This window comes from Streptomyces sp. TN58 (genome assembly GCF_001941845.1).
In the GTDB taxonomy this organism is placed as follows: Bacteria; Actinomycetota; Actinomycetes; order Streptomycetales; family Streptomycetaceae; genus Streptomyces.
In genome coordinates, this window is sequence record NZ_CP018870.1 from 4,720,724 (window position 1) to 4,743,589 (window position 22,866).

General features: G+C 71.7%; 21 protein-coding genes. 15 read left to right on the forward strand and 6 right to left on the reverse strand.

The genetic code is table 11. From position 1 onward, the window contains the following. Positions 1-57 precede the first annotated feature (57 nt). Together BSL84_RS36580 and BSL84_RS21630 are read right to left on the reverse strand one after the other, a co-directional pair. Entirely contained in the window at positions 58-687 is a 630-nt protein-coding gene (locus BSL84_RS36580) for a DUF6000 family protein (protein WP_199838738.1), read from the reverse strand. 306 nt (positions 688-993) lie between these two features. Continuing rightward, a complete protein-coding gene (locus BSL84_RS21630; RefSeq protein ID WP_030025993.1) occupies positions 994-1,575 on the reverse strand; it encodes a Uma2 family endonuclease in 582 nt (193 codons plus the stop codon). A gap of 112 nt (positions 1,576-1,687) precedes the next feature. Here BSL84_RS21630 and BSL84_RS21635 point away from each other — a divergent pair, with 112 nt between their 5' ends. The 3 genes from BSL84_RS21635 (at position 1,688) to BSL84_RS21645 (ending at position 3,357) form a co-directional block, all read left to right on the forward strand. Then, positions 1,688-2,299, forward strand: a complete 612-nt coding sequence (locus BSL84_RS21635) for an HdeD family acid-resistance protein (protein WP_037660520.1) — start codon at positions 1,688-1,690, stop codon at positions 2,297-2,299. Between the two features lie 63 nt (positions 2,300-2,362). Then, positions 2,363-2,803 (forward strand): PadR family transcriptional regulator, encoded by a 441-nt coding sequence (locus tag BSL84_RS21640; RefSeq protein WP_075970954.1) that lies wholly within the window; start codon positions 2,363-2,365, stop codon positions 2,801-2,803. Beyond that, complete coding sequence (locus tag BSL84_RS21645; protein WP_030025996.1) at positions 2,800-3,357, forward strand: hypothetical protein; 558 nt, start codon at positions 2,800-2,802, stop codon at positions 3,355-3,357. The genes BSL84_RS21640 and BSL84_RS21645 overlap by 4 nt, the downstream gene beginning before the upstream one ends. 22 nt (positions 3,358-3,379) lie before the next feature. On the opposite strand, the gene BSL84_RS37075 is transcribed toward BSL84_RS21645, so the two are convergent. Beyond that, a complete protein-coding gene (locus BSL84_RS37075) occupies positions 3,380-4,399 on the reverse strand; it encodes an SMP-30/gluconolactonase/LRE family protein (RefSeq protein WP_234363493.1) in 1,020 nt (339 codons plus the stop codon). A 182-nt stretch (positions 4,400-4,581) separates the two neighbouring features. Here BSL84_RS37075 and BSL84_RS21655 point away from each other — a divergent pair, with 182 nt between their 5' ends. From BSL84_RS21655 to BSL84_RS21675, 4 genes are all read left to right on the forward strand, one after another. After that, complete coding sequence (locus tag BSL84_RS21655) at positions 4,582-5,019, forward strand: MarR family winged helix-turn-helix transcriptional regulator (RefSeq protein ID WP_030025999.1); 438 nt, start codon at positions 4,582-4,584, stop codon at positions 5,017-5,019. A gap of 378 nt (positions 5,020-5,397) precedes the next feature. Beyond that, a complete protein-coding gene (locus BSL84_RS21660; RefSeq protein WP_079273470.1) occupies positions 5,398-6,453 on the forward strand; it encodes an alpha/beta hydrolase in 1,056 nt (351 codons plus the stop codon). 1,711 nt (positions 6,454-8,164) lie between these two features. Then, positions 8,165-9,247 (forward strand): alpha/beta hydrolase, encoded by a 1,083-nt coding sequence (locus tag BSL84_RS21670; RefSeq protein ID WP_030031361.1) that lies wholly within the window; start codon positions 8,165-8,167, stop codon positions 9,245-9,247. Beyond that, entirely contained in the window at positions 9,244-10,035 is a 792-nt protein-coding gene (locus tag BSL84_RS21675) for a trypsin-like serine peptidase (protein ID WP_030031362.1), read from the forward strand. The genes BSL84_RS21670 and BSL84_RS21675 overlap by 4 nt, the downstream gene beginning before the upstream one ends. 49 nt (positions 10,036-10,084) lie before the next feature. On the opposite strand, the gene BSL84_RS21680 is transcribed toward BSL84_RS21675, so the two are convergent. Beyond that, the gene (locus BSL84_RS21680) at positions 10,085-11,026 is read right to left on the reverse strand and encodes an EamA family transporter (RefSeq protein WP_030031363.1); all 942 of its coding nucleotides are present in this window, start codon (positions 11,024-11,026) and stop codon (positions 10,085-10,087) included. 63 nt (positions 11,027-11,089) lie between these two features. After that, complete coding sequence (locus tag BSL84_RS21685) at positions 11,090-12,238, reverse strand: threonine synthase (protein WP_045323625.1); 1,149 nt, start codon at positions 12,236-12,238, stop codon at positions 11,090-11,092. A gap of 197 nt (positions 12,239-12,435) precedes the next feature. Between BSL84_RS21685 and BSL84_RS21690 the strand changes: the two genes are divergently transcribed. The 8 genes from BSL84_RS21690 to BSL84_RS21725 all read left to right on the forward strand — a co-directional run bounded on the left by BSL84_RS21690 (position 12,436) and on the right by BSL84_RS21725 (position 22,102). Continuing rightward, positions 12,436-14,010: a S8 family peptidase gene (locus BSL84_RS21690; protein ID WP_030029548.1), complete on the forward strand. Its 1,575-nt coding sequence runs from the start codon at positions 12,436-12,438 to the stop codon at positions 14,008-14,010. Positions 14,011-14,179: 169 nt separating this feature from the next. Next, entirely contained in the window at positions 14,180-15,346 is a 1,167-nt protein-coding gene (locus tag BSL84_RS21695; RefSeq protein ID WP_158880206.1) for a DUF4190 domain-containing protein, read from the forward strand. Positions 15,347-15,485: 139 nt separating this feature from the next. Next, entirely contained in the window at positions 15,486-16,238 is a 753-nt protein-coding gene (locus BSL84_RS21700) for a GntR family transcriptional regulator (protein WP_030029545.1), read from the forward strand. Positions 16,239-16,668: 430 nt separating this feature from the next. Continuing rightward, a complete protein-coding gene (locus tag BSL84_RS21705; protein ID WP_030029543.1) occupies positions 16,669-16,854 on the forward strand; it encodes an SPOR domain-containing protein in 186 nt (61 codons plus the stop codon). Between the two features lie 38 nt (positions 16,855-16,892). Next, a complete protein-coding gene (locus tag BSL84_RS21710; protein WP_075970955.1) occupies positions 16,893-17,324 on the forward strand; it encodes a (deoxy)nucleoside triphosphate pyrophosphohydrolase in 432 nt (143 codons plus the stop codon). A gap of 157 nt (positions 17,325-17,481) precedes the next feature. Further along, entirely contained in the window at positions 17,482-17,922 is a 441-nt protein-coding gene (locus BSL84_RS21715; RefSeq protein ID WP_030030647.1) for an ATP-binding protein, read from the forward strand. A gap of 197 nt (positions 17,923-18,119) precedes the next feature. Beyond that, the gene (locus tag BSL84_RS21720) at positions 18,120-20,750 is read left to right on the forward strand and encodes a SpoIIE family protein phosphatase (RefSeq protein WP_420711230.1); all 2,631 of its coding nucleotides are present in this window, start codon (positions 18,120-18,122) and stop codon (positions 20,748-20,750) included. 119 nt (positions 20,751-20,869) lie between these two features. Further along, on the forward strand, positions 20,870-22,102 hold the full coding sequence (locus BSL84_RS21725; protein WP_075970956.1) for a hypothetical protein: 1,233 nt from the start codon (positions 20,870-20,872) through the stop codon (positions 22,100-22,102). A 12-nt stretch (positions 22,103-22,114) separates the two neighbouring features. On the opposite strand, the gene BSL84_RS21730 is transcribed toward BSL84_RS21725, so the two are convergent. Further along, positions 22,115-22,834 carry a PspA/IM30 family protein gene (locus BSL84_RS21730; RefSeq protein WP_030034252.1) on the reverse strand — a complete coding sequence of 240 codons (720 nt, stop codon included), beginning with the start codon at positions 22,832-22,834 and terminating at the stop codon, positions 22,115-22,117. Positions 22,835-22,866 lie beyond the last annotated feature (32 nt).

The following is a 22,866-nucleotide window of genomic DNA, read 5'->3' on the forward strand; positions in this document are numbered from 1 at the left end:
GTGCGGCCGGTACATGGCGTACGCGGACTCCACGTAGCCGCGATCAGGCAGCTACGGCTACGTCCGGGTCCAGCCGTTGGCGAAGTCGCAGTGGAGGTCCGTCCAGCGGCGAAGCTCGGCGGGGGTGGAACTGGCATAGCCGAGGCGTCCCACTCCCTTGACCCACTCGTCCCAGAGGCCGTCGGGCTCCGTGAAGCGGTCGGCGTGGTGGGTGTCCAGGTGGGCGTCGAGGCGGAGGAGGGCGCCCAGAGCGGTGGGCTGGTCGTAGTGGAGGTCGGTGCGCGGGAGGTAGCGGTCGAGGTAGGTGGCGAGGATCCCGGCGTCGGCGTGCGTGCCGAATCGGGCCAGGGCGAAGCAGTAGGCGCTGCCGGAGTAGCAGACCTCGCTGGCCAGGAGCAGGTCGCCTATGTGTTCCCGGAAGCGTTCGCGGCGGTCGACCCCGATCAGCCAGGCGGCGGTGAGGCGCGAGCGCCATTCGTACCCGAGGAGGGCTTCCAGTTCCTCGTCGGTGATCGCGGCGGCGTCATTGAGCAGGTGTCGGGTGAAGCGGGTGGTGTGCCACCACCGGGGGCTCAGGAACCGCCCGCCGTTCAGTACGAGATAGCGCGGGAGCCCCCCGTACGTCCTCGTCACATAGCTCTCGACCACGTGGCCGTAGCCGATTGTTTCAGGGTGCTGGAACGGCATCGGTCACCTCTCCGGGTACAGATCGCTGCGGTCGAGCCGGGTAGGGGCTCGGAGGCTTGTAGCGGGGACCAGGTGCGGGACTCTTGGACCAGATGCTCCCAAGGCGCGGTCCAGTCGAGTCCCCAGTCCCGGCCGGGGGCAGATACGCCGTAGTGCCGTCGGCGTCCACCTGCCGGAACTGTGCGGTGTCCGCCGCAGGGGCAGGGGCAGGAGTCGCATACCTGCGCAGTCTCGTCGCAGGCCCTGCCCGTGTGCCACGGATTTCTCTGCCTCGGGGTCCCCGGCCAGTCCGCAGTCAATGACTTGTCAGCTGCTTCGTGGCGGTGTGAGCTTGTCGAGATCGAGGCTGATCTCGAAGGGCACCGGGCGCTGGAGAGTGCCTCGGAAGATCCCGGCCGGCGCGTACGCGCTGGTGGGTTCGTCGAGTTCGTAGACGTGGACGACGGGTGAGCCGTCCTCGTCCTCGATGCACCAGTAGTGGGGGATGCCGGCCTCCGCGTACTTGCGGAGTTTTACCGTGCGATCGCGATGGGCTGACTCCGGAGAGACGACCTCGATGACGAGTTGGACGTCCTCCGGCGCGAACCAGGTGCGGTCGCCGTCGAAATCGGCCGTTGTCACCAGCAGGTCCGGTTCGGGGCGGTTGCGTGGATCCAGCTTGACGGTCATCTCGCGGCCGACTCTGGTGTCGGGGGGAACCTGGTCCATGAGTGCGACCGTGAGCATGGTGACGAGGTGGCCGTGCCACCACCTCTGCGGCGACATCATGAAGACGAGCACTCCGTCGATGAGCTCGGTGTGGCGGGGTGCCTCGGGGAGGCGGTCCAGGTCCTCCGCGAACCAGCCTTCCGCGCGTGGAGGGCGCATCCAGTCGGGCAGTGCGGTCATGGGTTCACGGTAGCGGCCCGCGGCTCAGGCCGGAGAGCCGGCGCTGGCGCGGGTTGGTTCATAGCGGCATAAAGTGGGTGTAAAGGTACTCCAGGTGGGTTCGGGAGGCGTGATGTCCGTACGGCCCGACGCGTCGCCGCAGCGCGCGCAGCATGATCCCGAGGACACGCTCAACCAGCTCGGCAGTTCGTGGCACTGGGCGCTCGGCGTCGCACTCGCGACCCTGATCCCGGGAATTCTCGTACTCGTCTGGCCCGACGAGACGCTGCACATCATGGCCGTGATCATCGGGCTCCAGCTCCTGGTGGCCGGCGTGTTCCGCTTCGTCGCGGCCTTCTCGCACAGCAACGACGCCGGCGGAAGCCGGCTGGCCGGCGTGCTGATCGCGATCCTGGCCTTCCTGGCCGGCGTACTCGTGCTGCGGCATCCGATGCAGACCATCGGCGCGCTGTCACTGATCGTCGGCGTGTTCTGGCTGATCACCGGCGTGCTCACGGCCTACGTCGCCATCGCGGACCGGCTCCTCCTGCACCGTGGGCTGCTCTTCGGCCTGGGCGCGCTCGGAGCCGTCGCCGGGATCGTCGTGCTCTGCTTCCCGGTGGACTCCGCCGTCGCCCTGACCAGGCTGCTGGGCCTGTGGCTCGTCCTCCTGGGCGTGTTCGAAGTGGTGATGGCCCTCGTGATGCGCTCCGCCACCCGCCGGATCGCCGCGACGCCGAGGTAGTGGGCGGGGTGCGCTGGGGGATTACCTTGCGGCACAAGGTAGTCGGGCACTATCTTGTGCCGCATGACAAAGGAGCTCCCCGCGGCCGGTGATCAACGGCGCAGCCAGCTCCTGCGCGGGGTGCTCGACCTGTGCCTGCTGGCCCTCATCGCCGAACGGCCCAGATACGGCTTCGAGTTCGCCGAAGCGCTCGCCGCCGACGGGCTGGAACTCGTCAGCGACGGCAGCATCTACCCACTGCTCGCCCGGATGGAGCGAGCGGGGCTGATCTCCTCGTACCGCGCCCCGTCCCCGAGCGGTGGCGCCCCGCGCAAGTACTACCGGCTGACCGACACGGGCCACGCCGAACTCGGCCGCGGCCGCGCCGACTGGCAGGCCTTCGCCGGACCGGTGGGCCGGATCCTCGCCACCGCCACCGCCACCGCCACCGCCACCGATGCCGACGCTACGGCCATCACCGACACCACCGACACCACGCCATCCACGGGGGAGAACACGGCATGACGAACGCGCAGATACTCGCCGCCTGCCGCAGCAACTGGGAGTACCGCGGGATCGACGACGCCTCCATGCGGGAGATGCTCGACGAGCTCTCCGCGCACCTGGAGGACGCCGAGGCGGCCGGCCGCACCGGGCGGGACGTCGTCGGCGACGACGTCCGCGCCTTCGCCGCCGCCTGGGCGCGGGCCCGCTCCCCGCTCCCGCGCCGCGTACTGCGCACCGTCTGCCTGGGCTCCTACTTCGCGGGGTGGATTCTGCTGGTGCCCTACCTGATCCGCCGGACCACGCAGCTGGATGTGACCCCCGGCAACATCGTCTTCTGGATGGTCCTCGCCGCCGTCACCATCACCTGGAAACTGCGCCGCGGCAGCCTCGGCATCCGCCGGAGCTGGGCCGTCGCCGTTCTCGTCGCGCTCCCCGCAGCCATCGGCGCGCAGTGGCTGGTCGGCGATTCCCCCCTCTTCACGCTGCCGCTGTGGGCGCCGCCGCTCCTGCTGCTGCCCGGGCTGCCGTACGCCGTGGCCGACATGCGGGCCAAGAGGCGCGGCGCCGCCTGACCGCACGTCCCGGCCGGGCCGCTCACAAGCCGCGCACCGAAGCCACCGTGAAGGCGGTCGGGGTGCCCGTGCCGTCGAAGTCCAGCGGGCCTCCCTTGTCGAACTGCGAGCGGACCACCAGGGTGCGACCCGGTACGCGCGCGAGGGTCGTGGGGATCTGCAGCGACGGGTCCGTGATCGTACGCGTCAGCCTGGCGCGGGTGCCGTCCGCGCAGACCTGCCACCGGGTCAGCGTGTTGGTGACGTTGTGCGCCACGCGCAGGGTGCCGTCCGGCGCGAGGTCGAGACCGTCGGCGGCCTTCATGTCACCGCCGGAGAGGGCGACCCGGCGAACGGCGCCGGTCCGCAGGTCGATGCGGTAGAGGTCGCCCGCCGTCATGTCGACGGTCAGGAGGTAGCGGCCCGCACGGTCGGACGTGATGCCGTTGAGACTGTAGGAGCCGGCCGGGCGCGGGCGCATGGCCGGGGTGAGGTCGTAGGCATCCGTCAGGACGCCGCTGCCGACGGCCAGTTGCCGCGGGGTCACGCGGTAGATCACGCCGCGGATGCTGTCCGTCAGGTACGCGGTGCCGTCCGGGGTGAGGGTCAGGTCGTTCACGAAGCGCGCCGACCCCGCGGCCACCTCGAAGTGGGCCAGCCGCCTCCCGGTCGCCGTGTCGTAGACGGACACGCCGGCGGTGGAATCCGTCACCCACAGCCGGCCGCGGGCGTCGACCCGCAGGCCGTTGGCCGTCCGGCGCCCGTCGGTACCGGAGGGCAGGAACACCTCGGCCTCGGCCCGCCCACGCCTGGTCCGGTAGATCGTGCCGTCCGTGTACGAGCCCACGTAGACGGTGTGCGTACGGGGATCCGCGGCGATGCCCTCCGGATAGACCTTCGCGCCCGGCAGGGCGAAGGCGGTGGATATCCGGGCGTCGCCGGAGGGGTGCGCCACGGAAGCGGCCACGGCCACGGACGGGGTTGTGGTCGGGGTCAGGGCCAGGGCCGGGGTCGGAGCCGCCGCTCCGAGGGCGAGTGCGCCGGCCAGGGATGCCGCCACCACGACGGACCTCCGGTGGAAAGGTGCCCTCGCCACGACCCAAGCCCCCTTTGCCGCAGGGCCCTTCGGTGCGGGCGTCTTCGTCTTCTGCGTCATGACATGCCTCGCTCGATGTCCTCTACTGATCATGTGAAGGTGAATGTATGTTAGAGCTCTAATGCATGCAAGGGTCGTAGGATTCGGCCATGACCTCCATGGCCCCCCAGGAGCGCATCGGCTCGCACCTCAAGCGCGCCGAGCAGGCGCTTCTCGCGGCGAAGAACGCGGCCTGCAAGCCCGCCGCAGTAACGGTTCCCCAGTACGCCGCCCTGCTCTGGCTCGCCGAGAAGCCCGGCATCTCGGCGGCGGCGCTCGCGCGCCTGTGCGGGGTGACGCCGCCGACCATGAACACCGTGCTGAAGAACCTCCAGGAGCGCGGACTCATCGAGCGGACCCCGCACGAGTGGCACCGCAACGTGCTGGAGACCCGGCTGACCGCCGAGGGCCGTGCGGCCATGGAACTCGCGGACGCCGGTGCGGTGCGGGTCGAGCGCGCGCTCGCCGCCGCGTTCACCGAGGAGGAGCGGGAGCTGTTCATCGAGCTGCTCGGGCGGTGCGCGGAGGCACTCGACGCCGAGCGCTGATCTCTCCGCCCGCTCACGGATCCGCGTATGTTTTTTGCTCGAATTTGGAACTGTGCGGGCGGTTTGCTCATCAGGAGTAGGGGAGACCAGCCGCTCTGCCCTCGGGGGCAGTCAAGACCGTTCGGAGCGAAGTTCGTGCACCAGTACCCGCAGCGCCCGCGGCCTGACGACCAGCAGTCGTACCAGGACTACCCGCCCCAGGGCCACGGCGGCCAGTACCACCAGCAACCCCAGCAGCACCAGCCGCATCAGCACCAGCAGCAGTCGTACGAGGCGCCCTCGCCCTACCCGGGCCGGCCGCCGTACGCGGAGCCGCCCACCGCGGCCGGGTACCCGCACGACCCCGAGCCCCCGCAGCCCAGGCGGTCCCGGCGCCGAATATGGATCAGCGCCGTGGTCGCCGTCGCGCTCCTCCTCGGCGGCGGCGGGTTCGCCGCCTGGAAGCTCGACTGGTTCTCGGGCAACGGCGAGGCAGTGACCTTCGGCAAGAACCCGCCCTCGGAAGCGGGTGCGGGTGCGGGCGCCGGTGCGGCAGCGGGTGCACCGAGCGCCGAGGCCAAGCCCTCCGGCGACCCGGACGTGCTCATGCCGACCGGACCGAGGTCGGACTTCAAGCAGACCGCCAAGCTCGACGACGGCACGATCATCGCCAAGACCCGCGTGGCGGGCGCGAAGTCCGGCTTCCAGGGCGACGTGTGGGTGTGGGCCCCCAAGCAGTACGACGACCCGAAGTACGCGAAGAGCGGCTTCCCGGTGCTCATCGCGCTCCCCGGCGGCAACGGCTTCCCCAACAACTACTGGGCGGACACCAGCCTCGGCCTCCAGAAGGCCATCACCGAGGGTGTCAAGGCCGGCACCAGCCTCCCGTACATCGTGATCATGCCGGTGCTCAACCCGGACGCGAAGTACTACTACGACGGCTCCGACATCCCCGGCCAGGCCAAGATGGGCACCTGGATCGCCGAGGACGTCCCGGCGTTCGCCAAGGCCAACTTCCGTACCTACAAGTCCCGTGACGGCTGGGCCTTCATGGGCTCGTCCTCGGGCGCGTTCGTCGGCATGAAGACCGTCCTCCAGCACCCGGACAAGTTCAAGGCCGTGATCGCCAGCGGCGGCGAGATCGTCCCCGACTCCCCGCTGTGGAAGGGCCACCAGGCGGAGATGGACGCGAACAACCCGGAGAAGCTGGCCCAGAAGCTGATCGACACCAAGGGCCCCGAGGTGTACATCAACTTCCAGGTCGGCACCAAGGAGTCCGGCAAGGACCGCATGGTGAAGTTCCAGCAGCAGTACGGCAAGGGGCCGGTCAAGACCACCATCCGCGACATCCAGAACGGCGAGCACAACGGCTGGCACTACGTGCGGGGCATGAAGGAAGGCTCGCTGGAATGGGTGAGCAAGGTCCTGAAGGCACCGAAGCCGGAGGCGGGCTGACGGTCGGGGGCGGGGGCCGCTGGGCCGGGATCCGCTCGGGCGGGGTCGCGAGGCGCGGGCGAGGTTTGGGTGGCGGGAGCCGCCGGGGCGGGGGCGGAAGGCGCGGCGGCGGTGCGGGGCGGGAGCCACAGGGGCGGGGGCGTCGAGAGGGGCGGCGGTGGTGCGAGGAGCGGGATCCACCCGGGCGGGGTCGCGAGGCGCCGGCGAGGTTTGGGTGGCGGGAGCCGCCGGGGCGGGGGCGGAAGGCGCGGCGGCGGTGCGGGGCGGGAGCCACCCGGGCGGTGTCGGTGGGGTTCTGGGGGTTTCCCGTCAGTCCCATCGTCTCTCCGCGTCGGGCCGGTCCGTCAAGGGCGCTCCCGTTGGTCGCGTCACTTCGTGAGGGCCTTCGGCCCCCCTTGACTGCCCGTCCCGCCACGGAAATCCGAAAGACTGCCGGGAAGCCCCCAGAGGAACGGGCCGGCCATCCAGACATCCCCCTGGGAGGTCGGCGCCGCGCACCCGGATCCAGGAACGCCCCAAATCGCTACGCGCTCCTGCCCGACGGCGCCTGCGAGCCCCATGGGCTGGACATAGGCCGCCATCGATCGCTACGCGCTTCTGCGAGTCGGCGTCTCCGAGCCCCATGGGCTGGACATAGGCCGCCACCAATCGCTACGCGCTCCTGCCTGACGGCGTCAGCAAGCCTCTTGGGTTGGGCATAGGCCGCCAGAAATCCGTGTGCGCTTATCCATCACGCGTCCGCGAGTCTCATGGGTTGGGCATAGGCCGCCAGTGGTGGCCGCGCGCTTCTCGATCACGCGTCTGCGGTTCGTCTGGGGCTGGGCACAAGCCGCAGAAAGCTTTCCGCGCCCCTCTTGGACGGCGTCCGGCCCCTGGGTGGGGTGGAAAAGCGCCGGATGACGGCTGGAGCGATGCCAATCCATGTCTGGGAGAGTGCCCGCACCCGAGAGGCTGCCATTCGCCCCAAATGCCCCCGTCTGTACCGACGGGTGGGATCTCGTCGTGCGTCTTGATGGGGGTTGAGTTCGGCTGAGCCGAGGAATGGCTTTCCCGGCCCTCGATTTCGCCCCTCCCAGCCCCGAACGAGGGGCGGACGCGGTCGTCGAGGAGCGCGTAGCGATTGGTGGCGGCTTATGCCCGACCCCAGAGGCTCGCGGACGCGTGATGGAGAAGCGCGTAGCGATCTGGGGCGGCTTATGACCAGCCCAAGAGGCTCGCTGACGCCGTCCTTCAGGAGCGCGTAGCGATTTGACGCGCTCCTGGATCCGGGCGCGCGGCGCCAACGGCCCGTCTCGATCCTGGACACCCGGCCCGTTCCCCTGGGGGCTTCCCGGCAGTCTTTCGGATTTCCGTGGCGGGACGGTCAGTCAAGGGGGGCCGAAGGCCCTCACGAAGTGACGCGACCAACGGGAGCGCCCTTGACGGACCGGCCCGACGCGGAGAGACGATGGGACTGACGGGAAACCCCCAGGACTTCCCCGACACCGCCCGAGTGGATCCCGCCCCCGAAGCCTGCCCTGCACTTCGATTCCGTCCGGCGTCTCCCACCCCCGCCCCCCGGCCCGCCCCCGCCCCCGCGTGGTGCGCGCCACGTCACCCCCGTCCCAGGCAACCCGCGCCGTCGTTCATACCTCTGTAAAGGGTGTAAGGGGGACCGATCGGTCCGGCCCGCGCTCCGAGGTGAGCGCCGGAGAAGGAACGGGACAACACCGTGCAGCATGACCAGCAAGGCGAGGACGGCCCCACGACCACGGGCCGCCGTCGCCCTCACCGCCTGCGCCTGCTTCTGATCAGCGGAGGGCTCGCGCTGACCCTCGCCGGGGGTGGCGCGGCAGCGTACAAGTTCGGCCTCTTCTCGGACATAGGGGATCCGGTCTCCTTCGGCAAGGTCCAGGAGAAGACGGTCACCGCCTCCGAGGCCCTGCCCGAGGTGCGCATGCCCACCGGGCCCGCGGCGTCGTTCGTCCGGACCAGCCGCCTGCCCGACGGCACCCAGATCGGCAAGGCGACCCTCACCGGCAAGAAGTCCGGGTTCACGGGTGACGTGTGGGTGTGGGTGCCGAAGGAGTACGACGACCCGAAGTACGCCCAGAGCGGCTTCCCCGTCCTGATCTCCCTGCCCGGCGGCCGCGGCTACCCGACGAACTACTGGGGCACGGGGCCCGGCCTCGGCCTCCAGCAGGCGGTCAGCGACGGTGCCAAGTCGGGCAAGAGCCTGCCCTTCATCCTGATCATGCCGGTGACCAACGCGGACACCAAGCACCACTTCGACGGATCGGACATCCCCGGCCAGCCCAAGATGGGCACCTGGATGGCCGATGACGTCCCGGATTTCGCGAAGGCCAATTTCCGGACGTTCACCTCCCGCGACGGGTGGGCCTTCATGGGGTCGTCGGCCGGCGGATTCAACGGCTTCAAGCAGCTCCTGAAGTACCCCGACCGGTTCAAGGCGGCCATCGCCAGCGGGACCGACATCGTCCCCGACTCCCCGCTGTGGAACGGGAACACGCGGGCCATGGACGAGAACAACCCCGAGAAGCTCGCCGCGAAGCTGATCGACGCCGGCGGTCCCGACGTCTACGTCAAGTTCCAGATCGGGACCAAGGAGACCGGCCGCGAGCAGGCCGAGAAGTTCATGAAGGAGTACGGCAAGGGTCCCGTGCACACCTCGCTCCAGGTGATCCAGGATGGTGAGCACAACGGAAAGTCGTACGTGCGCGGCATGAGGGAGGGCTCCCTGGAGTGGATCAGCAAGGTGATGAAGGGACCGACACCCGCTCCCGACGTGCCATGAGCACGGTGGTGAAGGGGGCATCGGCGACGGCCGCCGCGGGCATCGCGGCGGTGTGCGCCATGGCCTTCATGAAGGCCCCCGGCGAGCGGCCGGTGCTGCCCTTCCCCACCGTCGGGGTACTCATGGCCGGCGGCGAGCACTGGTGCACCGCGAGCGTCGTCGACAGCCCGAAGGGCAACGTCGTCGCCACCGCCGCGCACTGCGTGGCCCCCGCCGGCGAGGACGGGCAGCCCGGTGAGGTCGCCCACGACGGCCTCGCCATCGGCGAGCTCTCCTTCGCCCCGGCCTTCTCCGGCGAAGGCGACGGCACCCAGCCCCTCGGGGTGTGGAAGGTCAAGTCGATCCACGTCGACGACCGCTGGTCCAAATGGGGCGAGGACACCGCCGACTTCGCCTTCCTGACCATCGAGCCGGACGAGGACGGGCGCAGCGTCCAGGACGCCGTCGGCGGCCGCGCCGAGGCGCCCAGACCCGAATGGACCTCCGGCTACGAGCGGGACGTGACCGTCGTCGGCTACCCGGAGTCGGAGCGCAACCCGCAGAACAGGCCCGTCTCCTGCACCACGCAGACCCGCCATGACGAGGAGGACCCCGACATGCTCTACATGAGCTGCGCGGGCTTCTGGACGGGCACCAGCGGCAGCCCCTGGATCGCCGACCGGGGCGGCGCGGAGCCCGCCGGGCACCTCATCGGGGTGCTGAGTGGCGGGGACACCGATGTGGACTCCACGGCCGCGTTGTTCGACGAGCGGGCGAAGGCGCTGTACGAGCGGGCCGCGCGGGGCTGAGCGCCGCCGGCCTCCCCTCCGGTCGAGCCCGTCCCCGTCCCCGCCCCCGCTACCGCCTCTGCCTGCGCTCCGTGCTGACGATCACGACCACCGCCGCCACGACCACCGCTCCGCCGACGACGATCGGCCAGGTCAGGGCCTCGTCGAGGATCAGCCAGCCCAACGCGACGGCGACGACCGGGTTGACGTAGGCGTACGTGGCCACCAGCGACAGCGGTGCGGCCTGGAGCAGCCAGACGTACGCGGTGAAGGCGACGAGCGAGCCGAAGAGGACCAGGTAGCCCAGGGCCAGCCAGGAGGCGGTGGAGAAGGACCCCGGGTCCAGACCGCGGTGCTCGCCGCGCAGCAGGCCGACGACCACGCCCGCGATCCCGCCGGCGAGCATCTGGTAGGCGCTGCCGGTGAAGGGGTTGCCGGGCAGGGGCAGCTTCGAGGCGGAGAAGGAGCCCAGCGACCACAGCACCGAGGCGATCAGCACGAGCACGACGCCCGACAGCTGTACGGCGCCGCTGAGCCCGGGGCTGGTCAGTACCGTGAGGCCCGCGAGGCCGACGAGGACGCCGGCCAGGGTGCTGGCCGGGGGCCGGTCCCCGGTGGCCGTGCGCAGCACGACCACCCACATGGGCACCGCCGCCACGAGCAGTGCGGCGAGGCCGGACGGTACGGAGGTCTCGGCGAGCACGACCAGGCCGTTGCCGCCGAGGATCAGCAGCAGGCCGACGAGGACCGCCGAGCCGAGCTGCGCGCGGGTGGCCCGGAGTGCGGCCGTCCCGTGGCGCCAGGCCACCAGGGCGGCCAGGAGAACGCCGGCGGTGATGAACCGGGCTCCGGCGGAGAGGAAGGGCGGCATCGTCTCGACGACGATCCGGATGCCGAGGTAGGTCGAGCCCCACACGACGTAGACGAGGGCCAGCGCGGTCCAGACCGCGCCGGTGATCCTGCCGTGCGGGGTGGCCGTGGGCTTGCCGTCCTCGGGGACTGAGGTGCGCATGGCCGGATCCTATGTCGTTGGCTCATGCAGGCATCTGCCGTCTCGGCCCTTGAGCAGTCGGCCTCAGCTCGCCGGTGTGTCGGCCTCGCGTCCTGTGGGGTCGGGCGCCATGCCCGTCTTGGCGCCCGCGCCGCAGAGGGGGATCACTGCCGTGCGGCCCTGCAGGGGGTCGGTGGGGGCGGTGGGGGAGACCGCGGCCCAGCAGGCGGCGGCCGTCGGTTCGACGAAGAGGCCGCGGCGGGCCAGGTCGCGCTGGGCTTCGCGCAGCCGGGCGTCCGGGACCGTGACGAAGGTGCCGCCCGACGCCCGGACCGCGGCCAGGATCTGGCGGGCGCGCGGCGGCGCGGGGATGGCGATGCCCTCGGCCAGGGTCGGCCGCTGTTCCACCGGGGTGGCGTCGTCCGCGCCCGCCGCGAACGCCTGCGCCAGTGGGGCCACCGCCTCCGACTGGACCGCGATCAGGGCGGGCGGCCGTACTCCGCGCCGGGCCAGTTCCCGCGTCGCCAGCGCGGCGCCGAGCAGCAGAGTGCCGTTGCCCACCGGCACCACCAGCGCCTCGGGGAGCCGCCGGCCCATCTCCTCCCACACCTCGTACACGTAGGTCTTCGTGCCGTGCAGGAAGTACGGGTTGAAGACGTGGCTGGCGTAGAAGACGCCGGGGGCGTCGGCCTCCTTGCGGGCGGCCAGGGCGGCGGCTTCGCGGCCGCCGGGGACGACGCGGACGACCGCCCCGTGCGCCCGCATCTGCTCGGTCTTCTTCTCCGACGTCCCCTCGGGTACGAAGATCTCGCAGGCGAGTCCGGCCCGGGCGCAGTACGCCGCCACGGATGTCCCCGCGTTGCCGCTGCTGTCCGCCACGACGCGCTGCGGCGCCAGCCGCCGGGCGAGTTCGACGAGCATCACGGCGCCCCGGTCCTTGAAGGACAGGGTCGGCATCAGGTAGTCGAGCTTGGCGTGGATCCGCTCTCCCAGCGGGATCAGCGGTGTGTGACCCTCCGCCAGGGAGATGGAGAAGGCCCCCGGCAGCGGCAGCACCGGCGCGTACCGCCACAGTGATCCGGGTCCTGTCGCCGGTTCGAGCGGTGCGTCCGGATCCGGCGTGAAATCGAGGTCCCAGGGGCCGCCGCACAGAGGGCACCCCCAGGGCGCGGTCCGCACGTCGGCGCGTGTACCGTCCTCGGAGCAGACGTAACCGGGGGGTGCGTGCGTCATGTGCGAAGCACCTTCGTTTCGATCATGGCCGTCGTTTGGCACGGATGTTACGCGTTCGTCGTCGTCCTGAGGGTCGCGCCGACGGTGGGTCAGCCTTTTTGCGACAGCAGCCCGTTGGGCCGTCTGCATTGTCATGGTCACGCTTGTGCGCGGCCGGTCGGCCCCGCAGTGCACCACCCAAGAGGAGAGCCCGTCACATGCCAGTGATGCGTCACATCCGCCGGAAGACCGCCGGCATCAGCGCGACCGCGGTCGTGGCCCTCGCGCTGGGCGCGGCCGGCGCACTGCCCGCCTCGGCCGTCGGCAGCGAGGCGCGCGGCGTGGTCCAGAACGCCGGGGCCCCGGGGACCGTGGCCAACAGCTACATCGTGACGCTGAAGGACACCGCGCCCCGCTCCACCAGCGCGGGCGGCAAGCTCGTCGCCAAGAAGTACGGCGCGCGGATCGACCGCACCTACAGCGCGGCCCTCAACGGCTACTCGGTCGAGGTCTCCCGGGCCCAGGCCGAGAAGCTCGCGGCGGACCCGGCGGTCGAGTCCGTCGTGCAGAACCGCGTCTTCACCGCCAGTGCCACCCAGCCCGGCCCGCCGTCCTGGGGTCTGGATCGCGCCGACCAGCGGGCGCTTCCGCTGAACCAGAGCTACTCGTATCCGGACCAGGCGGGCCAGGGCGTCACCGCGTACGTCATCGACACCGGTGTCCGCATCACGCACCAGGACTTCGGCGGCCGCGCCTCCTACGGTTACGACGCCATCGACAACGACTACACCGCGCAGGACGGGCACGGCCACGGCACGCACGTCGCCGGCACCCTCGCGGGCGGCTCGTACGGGGTGGCCAAGAAGGCCAAGATCGTCGGCGTCCGCGTCCTGGACAACAGCGGCTTCGGCACCACCGCCCAGGTCGTCGCGGGCATCGACTGGGTGACCCGCAATGCCGTCAAGCCGGCCGTCGCCAACATGTCGCTCGGCGGCGGAGCGGACACCGCGCTGGACACGGCCGTGCGCAACTCCATAGCCTCCGGCATCACCTACGCCGTGGCCGCGGGCAACGAGTCGGCGAACGCCTCCACCAAGTCCCCGGCGCGCGTCGCCGAGGCCATCACCGTCGGCGCCACCACCAGCGCCGACGCCAAGGCGGGCTACTCCAACTACGGCGCCTCCCTGGACATCTTCGCCCCCGGCTCCGCCATCACCTCCGCGTGGTCCACGGGCGACACGATGACCAACACCATCAACGGCACCTCGATGGCCACCCCGCACGTCGCGGGCGCGGCCGCCGTGTTCCTGTCGCAGAACCCGTCCAGCACCCCGGCCCAGGTGGCCACCGCGCTGATCGGATCCGCCACCCCGGACAAGGTGACCGGCGCGGGCACCGGTTCGCCGAACCGCCTGCTGCACGTGACCGCCCTGGGCCCCGTCCCGCCGGGCAAGCGCTTCGAGAACACCGCCGACCGGGCGATCAACGACAACGCGACCGCGGAGTCCTCGGTCGCCGTGAGCGGGGTGATCGGCAACGCCCCGACGACGCTGAAGGTCCCGGTCGACATCAAGCACACGTACATCGGCGACCTGAGGGTCGACCTGGTCGCGCCCGACGGCACCGTGTACACGCTGCACAACCGCTCGGGCGGCAGCGCCGACAACATCATCAGGACCTTCACGGTGAACGCCTCGTCCGAGGCGGCGCCGAACGGCACGTGGAAGCTCCGGGTGAACGACAACGCCACGGGTGACACCGGCAAGATCGACTCCTGGGCGCTGCAGTTCTGAGGAGCGGGCCGGATGCAGTGACCGGAACGTGAGGGAACAGCGGGGGCGACCGAGTGCCGGTCGCCCCCGCTGCGTACTATTCGCGCATCCGTTCGCGCCCTCCGTGGTGCCTCCCGGCGCCCCCCGCCACCCGTGATGCCCTCTGCCACCTGCGATGGAGTACGACCCCTTGAGCATCCCGCCGAGTCCTCCTCCCGGGCCGGGCCACTCCTGGCCCCCGCCGGCACCGCGGCCGGGATGGGGGCCGCCGCCCGGCCAGGGGCCGCAGCCGCCGGCGCTCAACGGCTTCGCCCTCGCCTCGCTCCTGTCCGGACTGCTGTGCTTCCCGCCGCTCGGCATCGCCTTCGGCATCGCGGCACTCGTGCAGATCGCGAAGAAGGGGGACCGGGGCAAGGCCCTGGCGGTCACCGGGCTCGTGCTGTCCGTCGTGATGACCGGCGTGATGGTCTTCGCCGTCGGTCGCTTCGTGCAGGCGGTCGACGCCCGGCCCGGTGGACTGGGCGAGTACAGCGAAGTCGAGGGCGAGCTCAGGGACATCAGCGGCCTGAGGCCGGGCGACTGCTTCAACGTCCCGGGCGGGGACCTCTTCGACGACCGGCCCCTGGTGTACGCGGTCGACTGCTCGCGGGTGCACCACGCCGAGGTCACCGCGTCCAAGACGGTGGGCGGCGCCGACCCCGACTCGCCCGAGGCCGACCGGGCGGCGGAGGACGCCTGTTGGAAGGCCCAGGACGAGTACGCGATGGACACCTGGGCCCTCCCCGAGTTCGCGGAGATGTTCTACTTCGCTCCCTCGCGGGAGGCCTGGGTCCAGGGCGACCGGATGCTGCTCTGCGTCATCGGCACGACGGAGGAGGAGTGGCGCGGCAGCCTGCGCCGGGATGCCGGGATGCTGAAGCCCGAGCAGGCGGCTTTCCTGCGCGCGGCCAACGGTGTCGAGTTCGTCATGAGCCGGCCCCCCGAGGAGGACGCCGGCGAGGCGCTGGGCCGGCACCGGGCGTGGGCGCTGCAGATGCACGCGGCGCTCGGCGAGGAGGCGCAGGTCCTCCAGCAGGACGCGGCCCGGCCGGGGCTGGAGGTGGTCGTCCCGGCGCAGCTCAAGGAGATCGAGGTGGCCCGGGCGGCGTGGCAGCGCGCCTCCCAGGCGCGTACGGGGGCGGAGTTCGAGCGGCTGGGGGACCGGGCCGCGGCCGCGATGTCGCTGGAGACGGAGAAGGCGCTGCGCGGCGCGTACGGGCTGTCGACGCGGATTCCGCAATGGCTGGAGGACGACCAGGCCGGCCCGGAGGACCCGGAGGACTGGCACGGGCGCAGGCCCTCGTCCCAGGCGGTGTGACGCCCTCGGGGGGTTACGCACGGTAGCGGGTTTGAGTGACCTGGCTTCATCACTTCGGGTGAAACTCTGGCCCTTGCTTGCGGTATTCAACCGTCGGTTGCCAGGCTGTAGCTGTCTGTCAACCTGATGGGAGTGCCCAGTGACTTTCGGTGAGCAGCCGGCCTATCTTCGCGTGGCCGGTGATCTTCGGCGTCAGATCGTCGACGGTTCTCTGCCCCCGCACGCCCGGCTCCCGTCCCAGGCCCGCATCCGCGAGGAGTACGGGGTCTCCGACACCGTCGCCCTGGAGGCGCGCAAGGTCCTCATGGCGGAGGGGCTGGTCGAGGGCAGGTCCGGGTCCGGTACGTACGTGCGGGAGCAGCCGGTGCCGCGGCGGGTGGTCCGCTCCGGCTACCGCACGGGCGGCGCCTCGACGCCGTTCCGGCAGGAGCAGGCCGACTCCGGCGCGCGGGGGACGTGGGAGTCGAGCAGTGAACAGACGGGCGCGTCCGCGGAGATCGCGACGCGGCTCGGCATCGAGCCGGGCGAGCGGGTCATGCGTACGCGGTACGTGTTCCGCGACGCGGGGGAGACGATGATGCTCTCGACCTCCTGGGAGCCGCTCGCCGTGACCGGGCGGACCCCGGTGATGCTGCCGGAGGAGGGACCGCTGGGGGGCTCCGGGGTCGTCGACCGGATGGCCGCGATCGACGTCGTCGTCGACAACATGGTGGAGGAGGTCGGCGCCCGGCCCGGCCTGGCCGAGGAGATCATGCTGCTCGGCGGCGTCCCGGGGCATGTGGTGCTGGTGATCGGCCGCACCTACTACGCCTCCGGCCGCGCGGTGGAGACGGCCGACGTCGTCGTCCCGGCGGACCGCTACCGCCTCTCCTACCACCTGCCGGTGCGCTGAGGGGCGTCCGGCCGGCAAGGGCCTGGGGCGGCGGGTTTCGGCGCGATGGTGATCGTCCCCGGCCGCCCCGGAGGCCGTCTCCCGTGGGCCGCAGGGCGCTCGCACCACCCTCGCTGACTCCTTCGCGGTGGCCGGAACGGGCCTGTTCCCGGGCTCGCCGAGGGCTCGGGCAGCGGCGCCCCCTCGAAGCTACCTGCGGGTATACCCGTCCGTAGAGGCCTCAGGGGCGCGTGGGTGGTGTCCCTCGATGCCCGTGAGCGCCTGGTTCGGACCGGCGCACGCGGCGCACTCGTACGCATGGCCGGATGCGTACGCCTGCCAGGTATCTCTTCGTGAAAAACCGTATCCGCTGTGTAAAGGTCGGGCGTAAGGTCGGGCATATGCACAGTGCGGTTTCCCGGGCAGATACGTCGGCGGAGGGTGAAGCGCGATGAACGACAGCGGTGCCCTGCTCCCGTGGCTGGTCATACGTCAGGACGACAACGGCAACCGCTACCGGGTGGGCCGGTACGCCACCCGGGCCGAGGCCCAGAAGGTCGTCGACAGTCTCGACGACCGAGGACACAAGCAGCTCTACTGGGTCGAGCGGATCGGCCAGACCGCCACGATGAACTGAGTCAACGGCGCCTGACGGCGTCGGCGTAGGCTCCGCCCATGACTGTACGAGTGGTCGTGGGCGGAGCCCTTTGCCATGAAGGGCGCCTGCTGGCCGCCCGCCGCAGCGCACCGCCGGAGCTCGCCGGGCGCTGGGAGCTGCCGGGCGGCAAGGCCGAACCGGGCGAGTCCGTCCCCGAGGCGCTGGTACGCGAACTGCGCGAGGAACTCGGCGTGGAGACCGAGCCGCTGGAGCGGATCCCGGGGGAGTGGCCGCTGAAGCCGGGCCTGGTCCTGCACGTGTGGACGGCGCGGCTGCTCTCGGGGGTGCCGGCGCCGCTGGAGGACCACGACGAGTTGCGCTGGCTGGGGCCGGAGGAGCTGGAGTCGGTGGACTGGCTCGACCAGGACCGCCCCGCCGTCGCCGAGGCCGGCCGCCGACTGCGCGCGGACGGGCGCGCGGACGGGCGTGCGGACGGGCGCAGGGCATGAGCGGGGACGCGCCTTAGGCCGTCCGCGGCACGGTGCGCCGGTGGGTTCGGGATCGAGTGGTACGACGCCCTGAATATCGGGTATGTCGCTATTAATCCCTATCTCGTCCCTCTTTCGTCCCAGACGAACCGGACTGGGGTCGCAGCTGGCCCGGGAAGTGATCGGCGTGATCGACACAGACGGTGAGAGCGCCGAATGGGCCTTCCCCGCCGAGCCCGGCGCCGTCCGCACCGCTCGCCACGCCGTGCGCGGAACCCTGCACGAGTGGGGGCTCGAAGCCGTCGGAGACCTGACCGTGCTGCTGGTCAGCGAACTCGTCACCAACTCCCTCCGCTACGCCTCCGGCCCCATCGGCGTCCGCCTGATATGGCGGAATCCAGCCGCCGACGGCCTCGCGGACGCCCCCGCCAGAGGCCCCGCGCTCCTGGTGGAGATCTCCGATCCGCTTCCGGATCCGCCCCGCGAGCGGGAGGCCGGCGCGGAGGACGAGGGCGGCCGCGGACTGCACCTCGTGGCGGTCTCCTCGCGGCGATGGGGCACACGTCACGGGAAAACAGGTAAGACTGTGTGGTTCGAGTTGGCTCTTCCTGGTGAGTAACAAGGTGAGCGGTGGCGGGAGAACCCCCGCGGTCCCTTCCGGCGGTGGCCGGACAGGGGGCCGGGGGAGATCGCGCGACATGGCTCGAAATCATCGAGACCGTGCTGTGATCGTGAACGCCGTGCCGTCCGGGGTCGTGGTGCTGAATACTGCCGTCATGGCCGGTCCGGTTGCGGTGAGCTGGAGGGGACGGTCGCGTGAGCGAAATACCTGCGCAGGCACATCAGGCCAATGTGCCTCGGGAGACATGGCACGACGCCCTGTGGCACAGCAGTCCGCCTGGCTCGATATATGACTACATAAAGGTTGCATCCTTCTCGATCGGGCCCGACGGGTACATCGACCAGTGGAGCCTGCGCGCGGAAGAGCTCTTCGGGCTGACGGCCGCCCAGACCGTGGGGCGCGACCCCGTCGACGCCTTCATGCCGCCCGAACTGCGCCCCGACGCCCACCGCAAGGTCGCCGAGATCCTCGACGGCAAGGAGTGGACCGGCCTGATCCCCTTCCGGATCCCCGGCGGCAACGGCGCGCACGGCGTGGCCGAGATCTACGTGATGCCCACCCAGACCGAGACCGCGCAACGGGCCGCCCTCTGCGTCGTCGTCGACGTACGCGCACTGCGCCGCATCGAATCCGACCTCGCCGCGTCACAGGCCATATTCGGCCAATCTCCCTTCGGCTTCCTGCTCTTCGGCACCGACCTCACCGTGCAGCGCGCCAACCGCCGCTTCGCCACCGTCTTCGGCGGCACCGCCGAGACGCACCGCGGCCGCACCGTGCACGACTACCTGCCGCCGCACGAGGCCGACCGGATGGCGGACGCCCTGCGCCGGGTGCTGGACACCGGCGACGCCGTCACCGACCTGCGGATCACCGGAGCCACCCCCCGCAGCCGCGAGAACCGCCACTGGTCCATCAACCTCTACCGGGTACACGGCGGGAGCGGCCGCCCCATCGGCGTCGCCGGCATCGGCACCGACGTCACCCGCCGCCACCTCGCAGCCCGCGAGGCCGCCGGAGTACGGCGCAATCTCGCCCTGCTCAACGAGGCCGGGCACCGCATCGGGAACTCCCTCGACCTGGAGACCACCGCCCGCGAACTCCTCGACGTCACCGTCCCCGGCTTCTGCGACCTGGCAGCCGTCGACCTCTACCAGGGGCTGCTGCTCGGCGACGACGACCGCCCCGCACGGCCCCAGGGGCCGGGCGTACCCAGCCTCCCCGGCCAGGGCCCGGCCCGTACGCCCTCCGCGCCCCTGCGCCGGGTCGCCTTCTCCTCCGCCGTCTCCGACGCCCCGCTGTCCGGCCCCGGCGCCCTGGTCGCCGTAGGCGACATCCACCGCTATCCCGCCGCGTCACCGGGCGCCCTCGCCCTGCGCACGGCACGACCGCGGCTGATCGAGGGCGCCGGCCCGGAAGACCTCGTGCAGTCCACCCTGGTGGTGCCGATGGTCGCCCACGACACGGTCGTCGGACTCGCACAGTTCTCCCGTACGAAGGGCAGCGAGCCCTTCGGCGAACGCGACCGTGCGGTGGCCGTGGAGCTCGCCGCCCGCGCCGCCGTCTGCATCGACAACGCGCGGCTCTACCGGCGCGAGCACGAACGGGCGCTGATACTGCAGCGCAGCCTGCTGCCCCCCGGCGACCCGGAGGCCGCCGGCCTGGACATCGCCTGCCGCTACCTGCCGGGCAACGCGGCCACGGAGGTCGGCGGCGACTGGTTCGACGTCATCGAACTGCCCGGGCACCGCACGGCCCTGGTCGTCGGCGACGTCATGGGCCGCGGCCTGCGGGCCGCCGTCGCCATGGGCGAACTGCGCACCGCCGTAAGGACCCTGGCCCTGCTGGACCTCGAACCGGCGGAGGTGCTGACCGCGCTCGACGAGATCGCACGCGGCCTCGGCGCGCCCGGCGGATCCCAGCAGGCCTCACGCGCAGCCCTGCACTCGCGCGACTCCGACCGCTCGGAGGTGTACCTCGCCACCTGCGTGTACGCGGTCTACGACCCGGTGACGAGGCGCTGCACCATCGCCAACGCCGGCCACATGCCGCCCGCCCTGGTGTCGCCCCGACACGCCGAGCCGGGCGAGGAACGCGAACCGCTTCCCGCCCTGCTGCTGGAGGTGCCGACCGGGCTGCCGCTCGGAGTCGGCGGGGAGCCGTTCGAGGAGGTCGAGGTGGAACTTCCCGAGGGCGCCCTGCTCGCCCTGTACACCGACGGACTCGTGGAGTCCCGCGACCATCCGCTGGAGGAGGGCCTGCGCGGCCTGCGCGCCGCGCTCGCCGACCCGGTCCGCCCCCTGGAGGACGTCTGCGACCACGTGCTGAACACCCTGGACACCCGGCACGGTGAGGACGACATCGCCCTGCTGATGGCCCGGGTGCAGGGCCTGCCCGTGGACGCCGTCGGGGACTGGCAGCTACCGCGCGAGGCCCGGTCGGTGGGCCGGGCGCGGGAACTGGCCCGGGCCAAGCTGCCGGCGTGGGGCCTCGAAGGCCTGCTGGACACCACCGAGCTGCTGGTCAGCGAACTCGTCACCAACGCCCTGCGCTACGGCGAGGGCGAGATCCGGCTCAGGCTGCTGCTGGACCGGACGCTGGTGTGCGAGGTGTGGGACGCGAACCTGGTCCAGCCGCGCCGCCGACGCGCCCGCGACACCGACGAGGGCGGCCGGGGCCTCCAGCTGGTCGGCATGCTCTCCGCCGGGTGGGGCACCCGGCGCACCCACCGCGGCAAGACGGTGTGGTTCGAGCTGCCTTTGCCCGGCGCGGCGGAGGAAGCCGCCTCGGAACTCTCGGCGGAGCAACTGCTCAACATGTACGGCTGACCGGCGGGCCCGCTCACCGGCCCAACCCCCGGGAAGCCGGCCCGCCGGGGTTGGGGGTCGGGCCGCCCGCCGGTAAACCGGTTGGTGGCCGTGGCCCGGCTGCGGCATCGTGCGCGGAGATGACCTGCGAAACACCGGCCTACGCGCCGCCCGACTCCCTTCAGGGGCTCCTGCAACGGGGCCGCGGGCTGGGCCACCTCCGCGCCCTCGACGATCCCGCAGCCGCCGCGCCGTTCGTGTACGACTGCATCCGGCGGGAATGGCGCTGGGACCGCCAGTGCGACGCGCGCGCCCGCTACCACGCCCGGCTGGTCCGTGACCTCGGCCTGCCGATCGGGCCGCTGCTGGACCAACTGGTCGGTGACGAGGAAGCGGTGTGGCGGGCGAGTGCGGTACTGGAACTGCTCGCCTTGGCCGGGGACGGCGAGGCCGCGGAAGGCCTGCGCGACTACGTCCGGCACGGCGAACACTGGGTCGGCGTAATGGAGTCGATCGCCGGTGAATGGCCCCTCGCCTGGTGGGAAGGGCTCCGCGAGGTGGCCCGCGACCGGATCACCGGCGAAGAGGAGCAGCCCTGGGCCCGCGAACCCTGGGATCACTTCGGCATCCCGCGCAACCCCGCGGCCCAGCAGGGGCCGCAGCCGGCCCCCGTGCGCGAGCGGCTCGGAACAGACGCGCTGCTCGCACTGCTCGCCGAGCCCGGCGCCACCCCCCGCGACAAAGCCGGGGTGCTGCGGACCCTGACCCGCCGCGGCCCCCAGCCCGGACTGATCCCGCTCGTCCCGCTGCTCGGCCTCCCCGGCGCCGGCCGACCGCTGCCCGGACTCCGAGCCGCCCTGCAGGGACTCGGAGGACGGGCGGTGCCGGCGGCCCGCGACTGGGCCCGGGACGAACGGCCGTGGCTGGCCGCACTCGGCCAGGAGGTCCTGGACGACAACCCCGGCCCCGAGGCCCTGCCCAAACTCCTGCGCGAACTCGCCGACCTGCGGGACACCGGCGAATGGTGCGGCCCCGACGTCGCCGCCCGGCGACTGGCCCGCCTCGGGCCCCTCGCCGCCGACGGCGTCCGGCCGCTGCGCGCCCTCCTGCGGGAGACGCCCCACAGCCACGAGCGGGCCGACTACCTGCGCGCGATCGCCGCCATCGACCCGGGCGCGGCCCAGGACCTGTACGCGGAATGCCTCTGGGACTGCGAGGCCCGGACCCTCCTGCTCGCCGTCGCCGCCGCGCCGGCCGCCGACTCGGCCGTCCGCGCCCGGCTCGCGGCACTGGCCGACGACCCGCTGGAGGACCCGGACGTCCGGGCGGCCGCGGCGCAGCGCGCCGGAGCGTTCGCGGACGAGGCACCCTGAGGTCTCACAGCACTAAGCGGCGCGGCCCTGCTTGAGGGCGGCCAGGCGGGCCTCGATCTCCGAGGTCCGGCCCAGGTCCTCCAGCGACTCGAACTGGGCGTCCAGGGAGGACGCGGCCAACTCCTGCTTGCCCAGGGCCATCGCCTCCTCCCGCCGTACCTTCTCCTCGAAGCGGCCCAGGTCGCTCGTCGGGTCCATGACGTCGATGTTCTTCACCGCGTCCAGCATCGTGTTCTGCGCCTGGGCGGTCCGCGCCCGGGCCACCAGCTCGTCCCGCTTCGCCTGGAGCTCCGCCAGCTTGTTCCGCATCGACTCCAGGCCCGACTTGAGCTTGTCGACGACCACCGTCTGTGCGGCGATCGTCGGCTCGGCCGTCTCGGCCTCCTTCTCCGACTGCAGCTGCCGCCCCAGCGCCACCTTCGCCAGGTTGTCGAAGCGGTCGGCCTCCGCCGTCGCCCCCGACGCCCTCAGCTCGTCCGCTTTCCGGCTCGCTGCCAGGGCCTTGGAGCCCCACTCGGCGGCCGCCTCCACGTCCTCCTTGTGGTCGGCCTCCAGCATCCGCAGGTTGCCGATGGTCGTCGCGACGGCCTGGTCCGCCTCCGAGATGTTGTTGGCGTAGTCCCGGATCAGCTGGTCCAGCATCTTCTGCGGATCCTCCGCCTGGTCCAGCAGCGCGTTGATGTTGGCCTTGGCGAGCTGGGTGACCCGGCCGAGGATCGTCTGCTTGCTCATGATGGGCCTCTCCTGGTGAGGGGGTGGTCTGT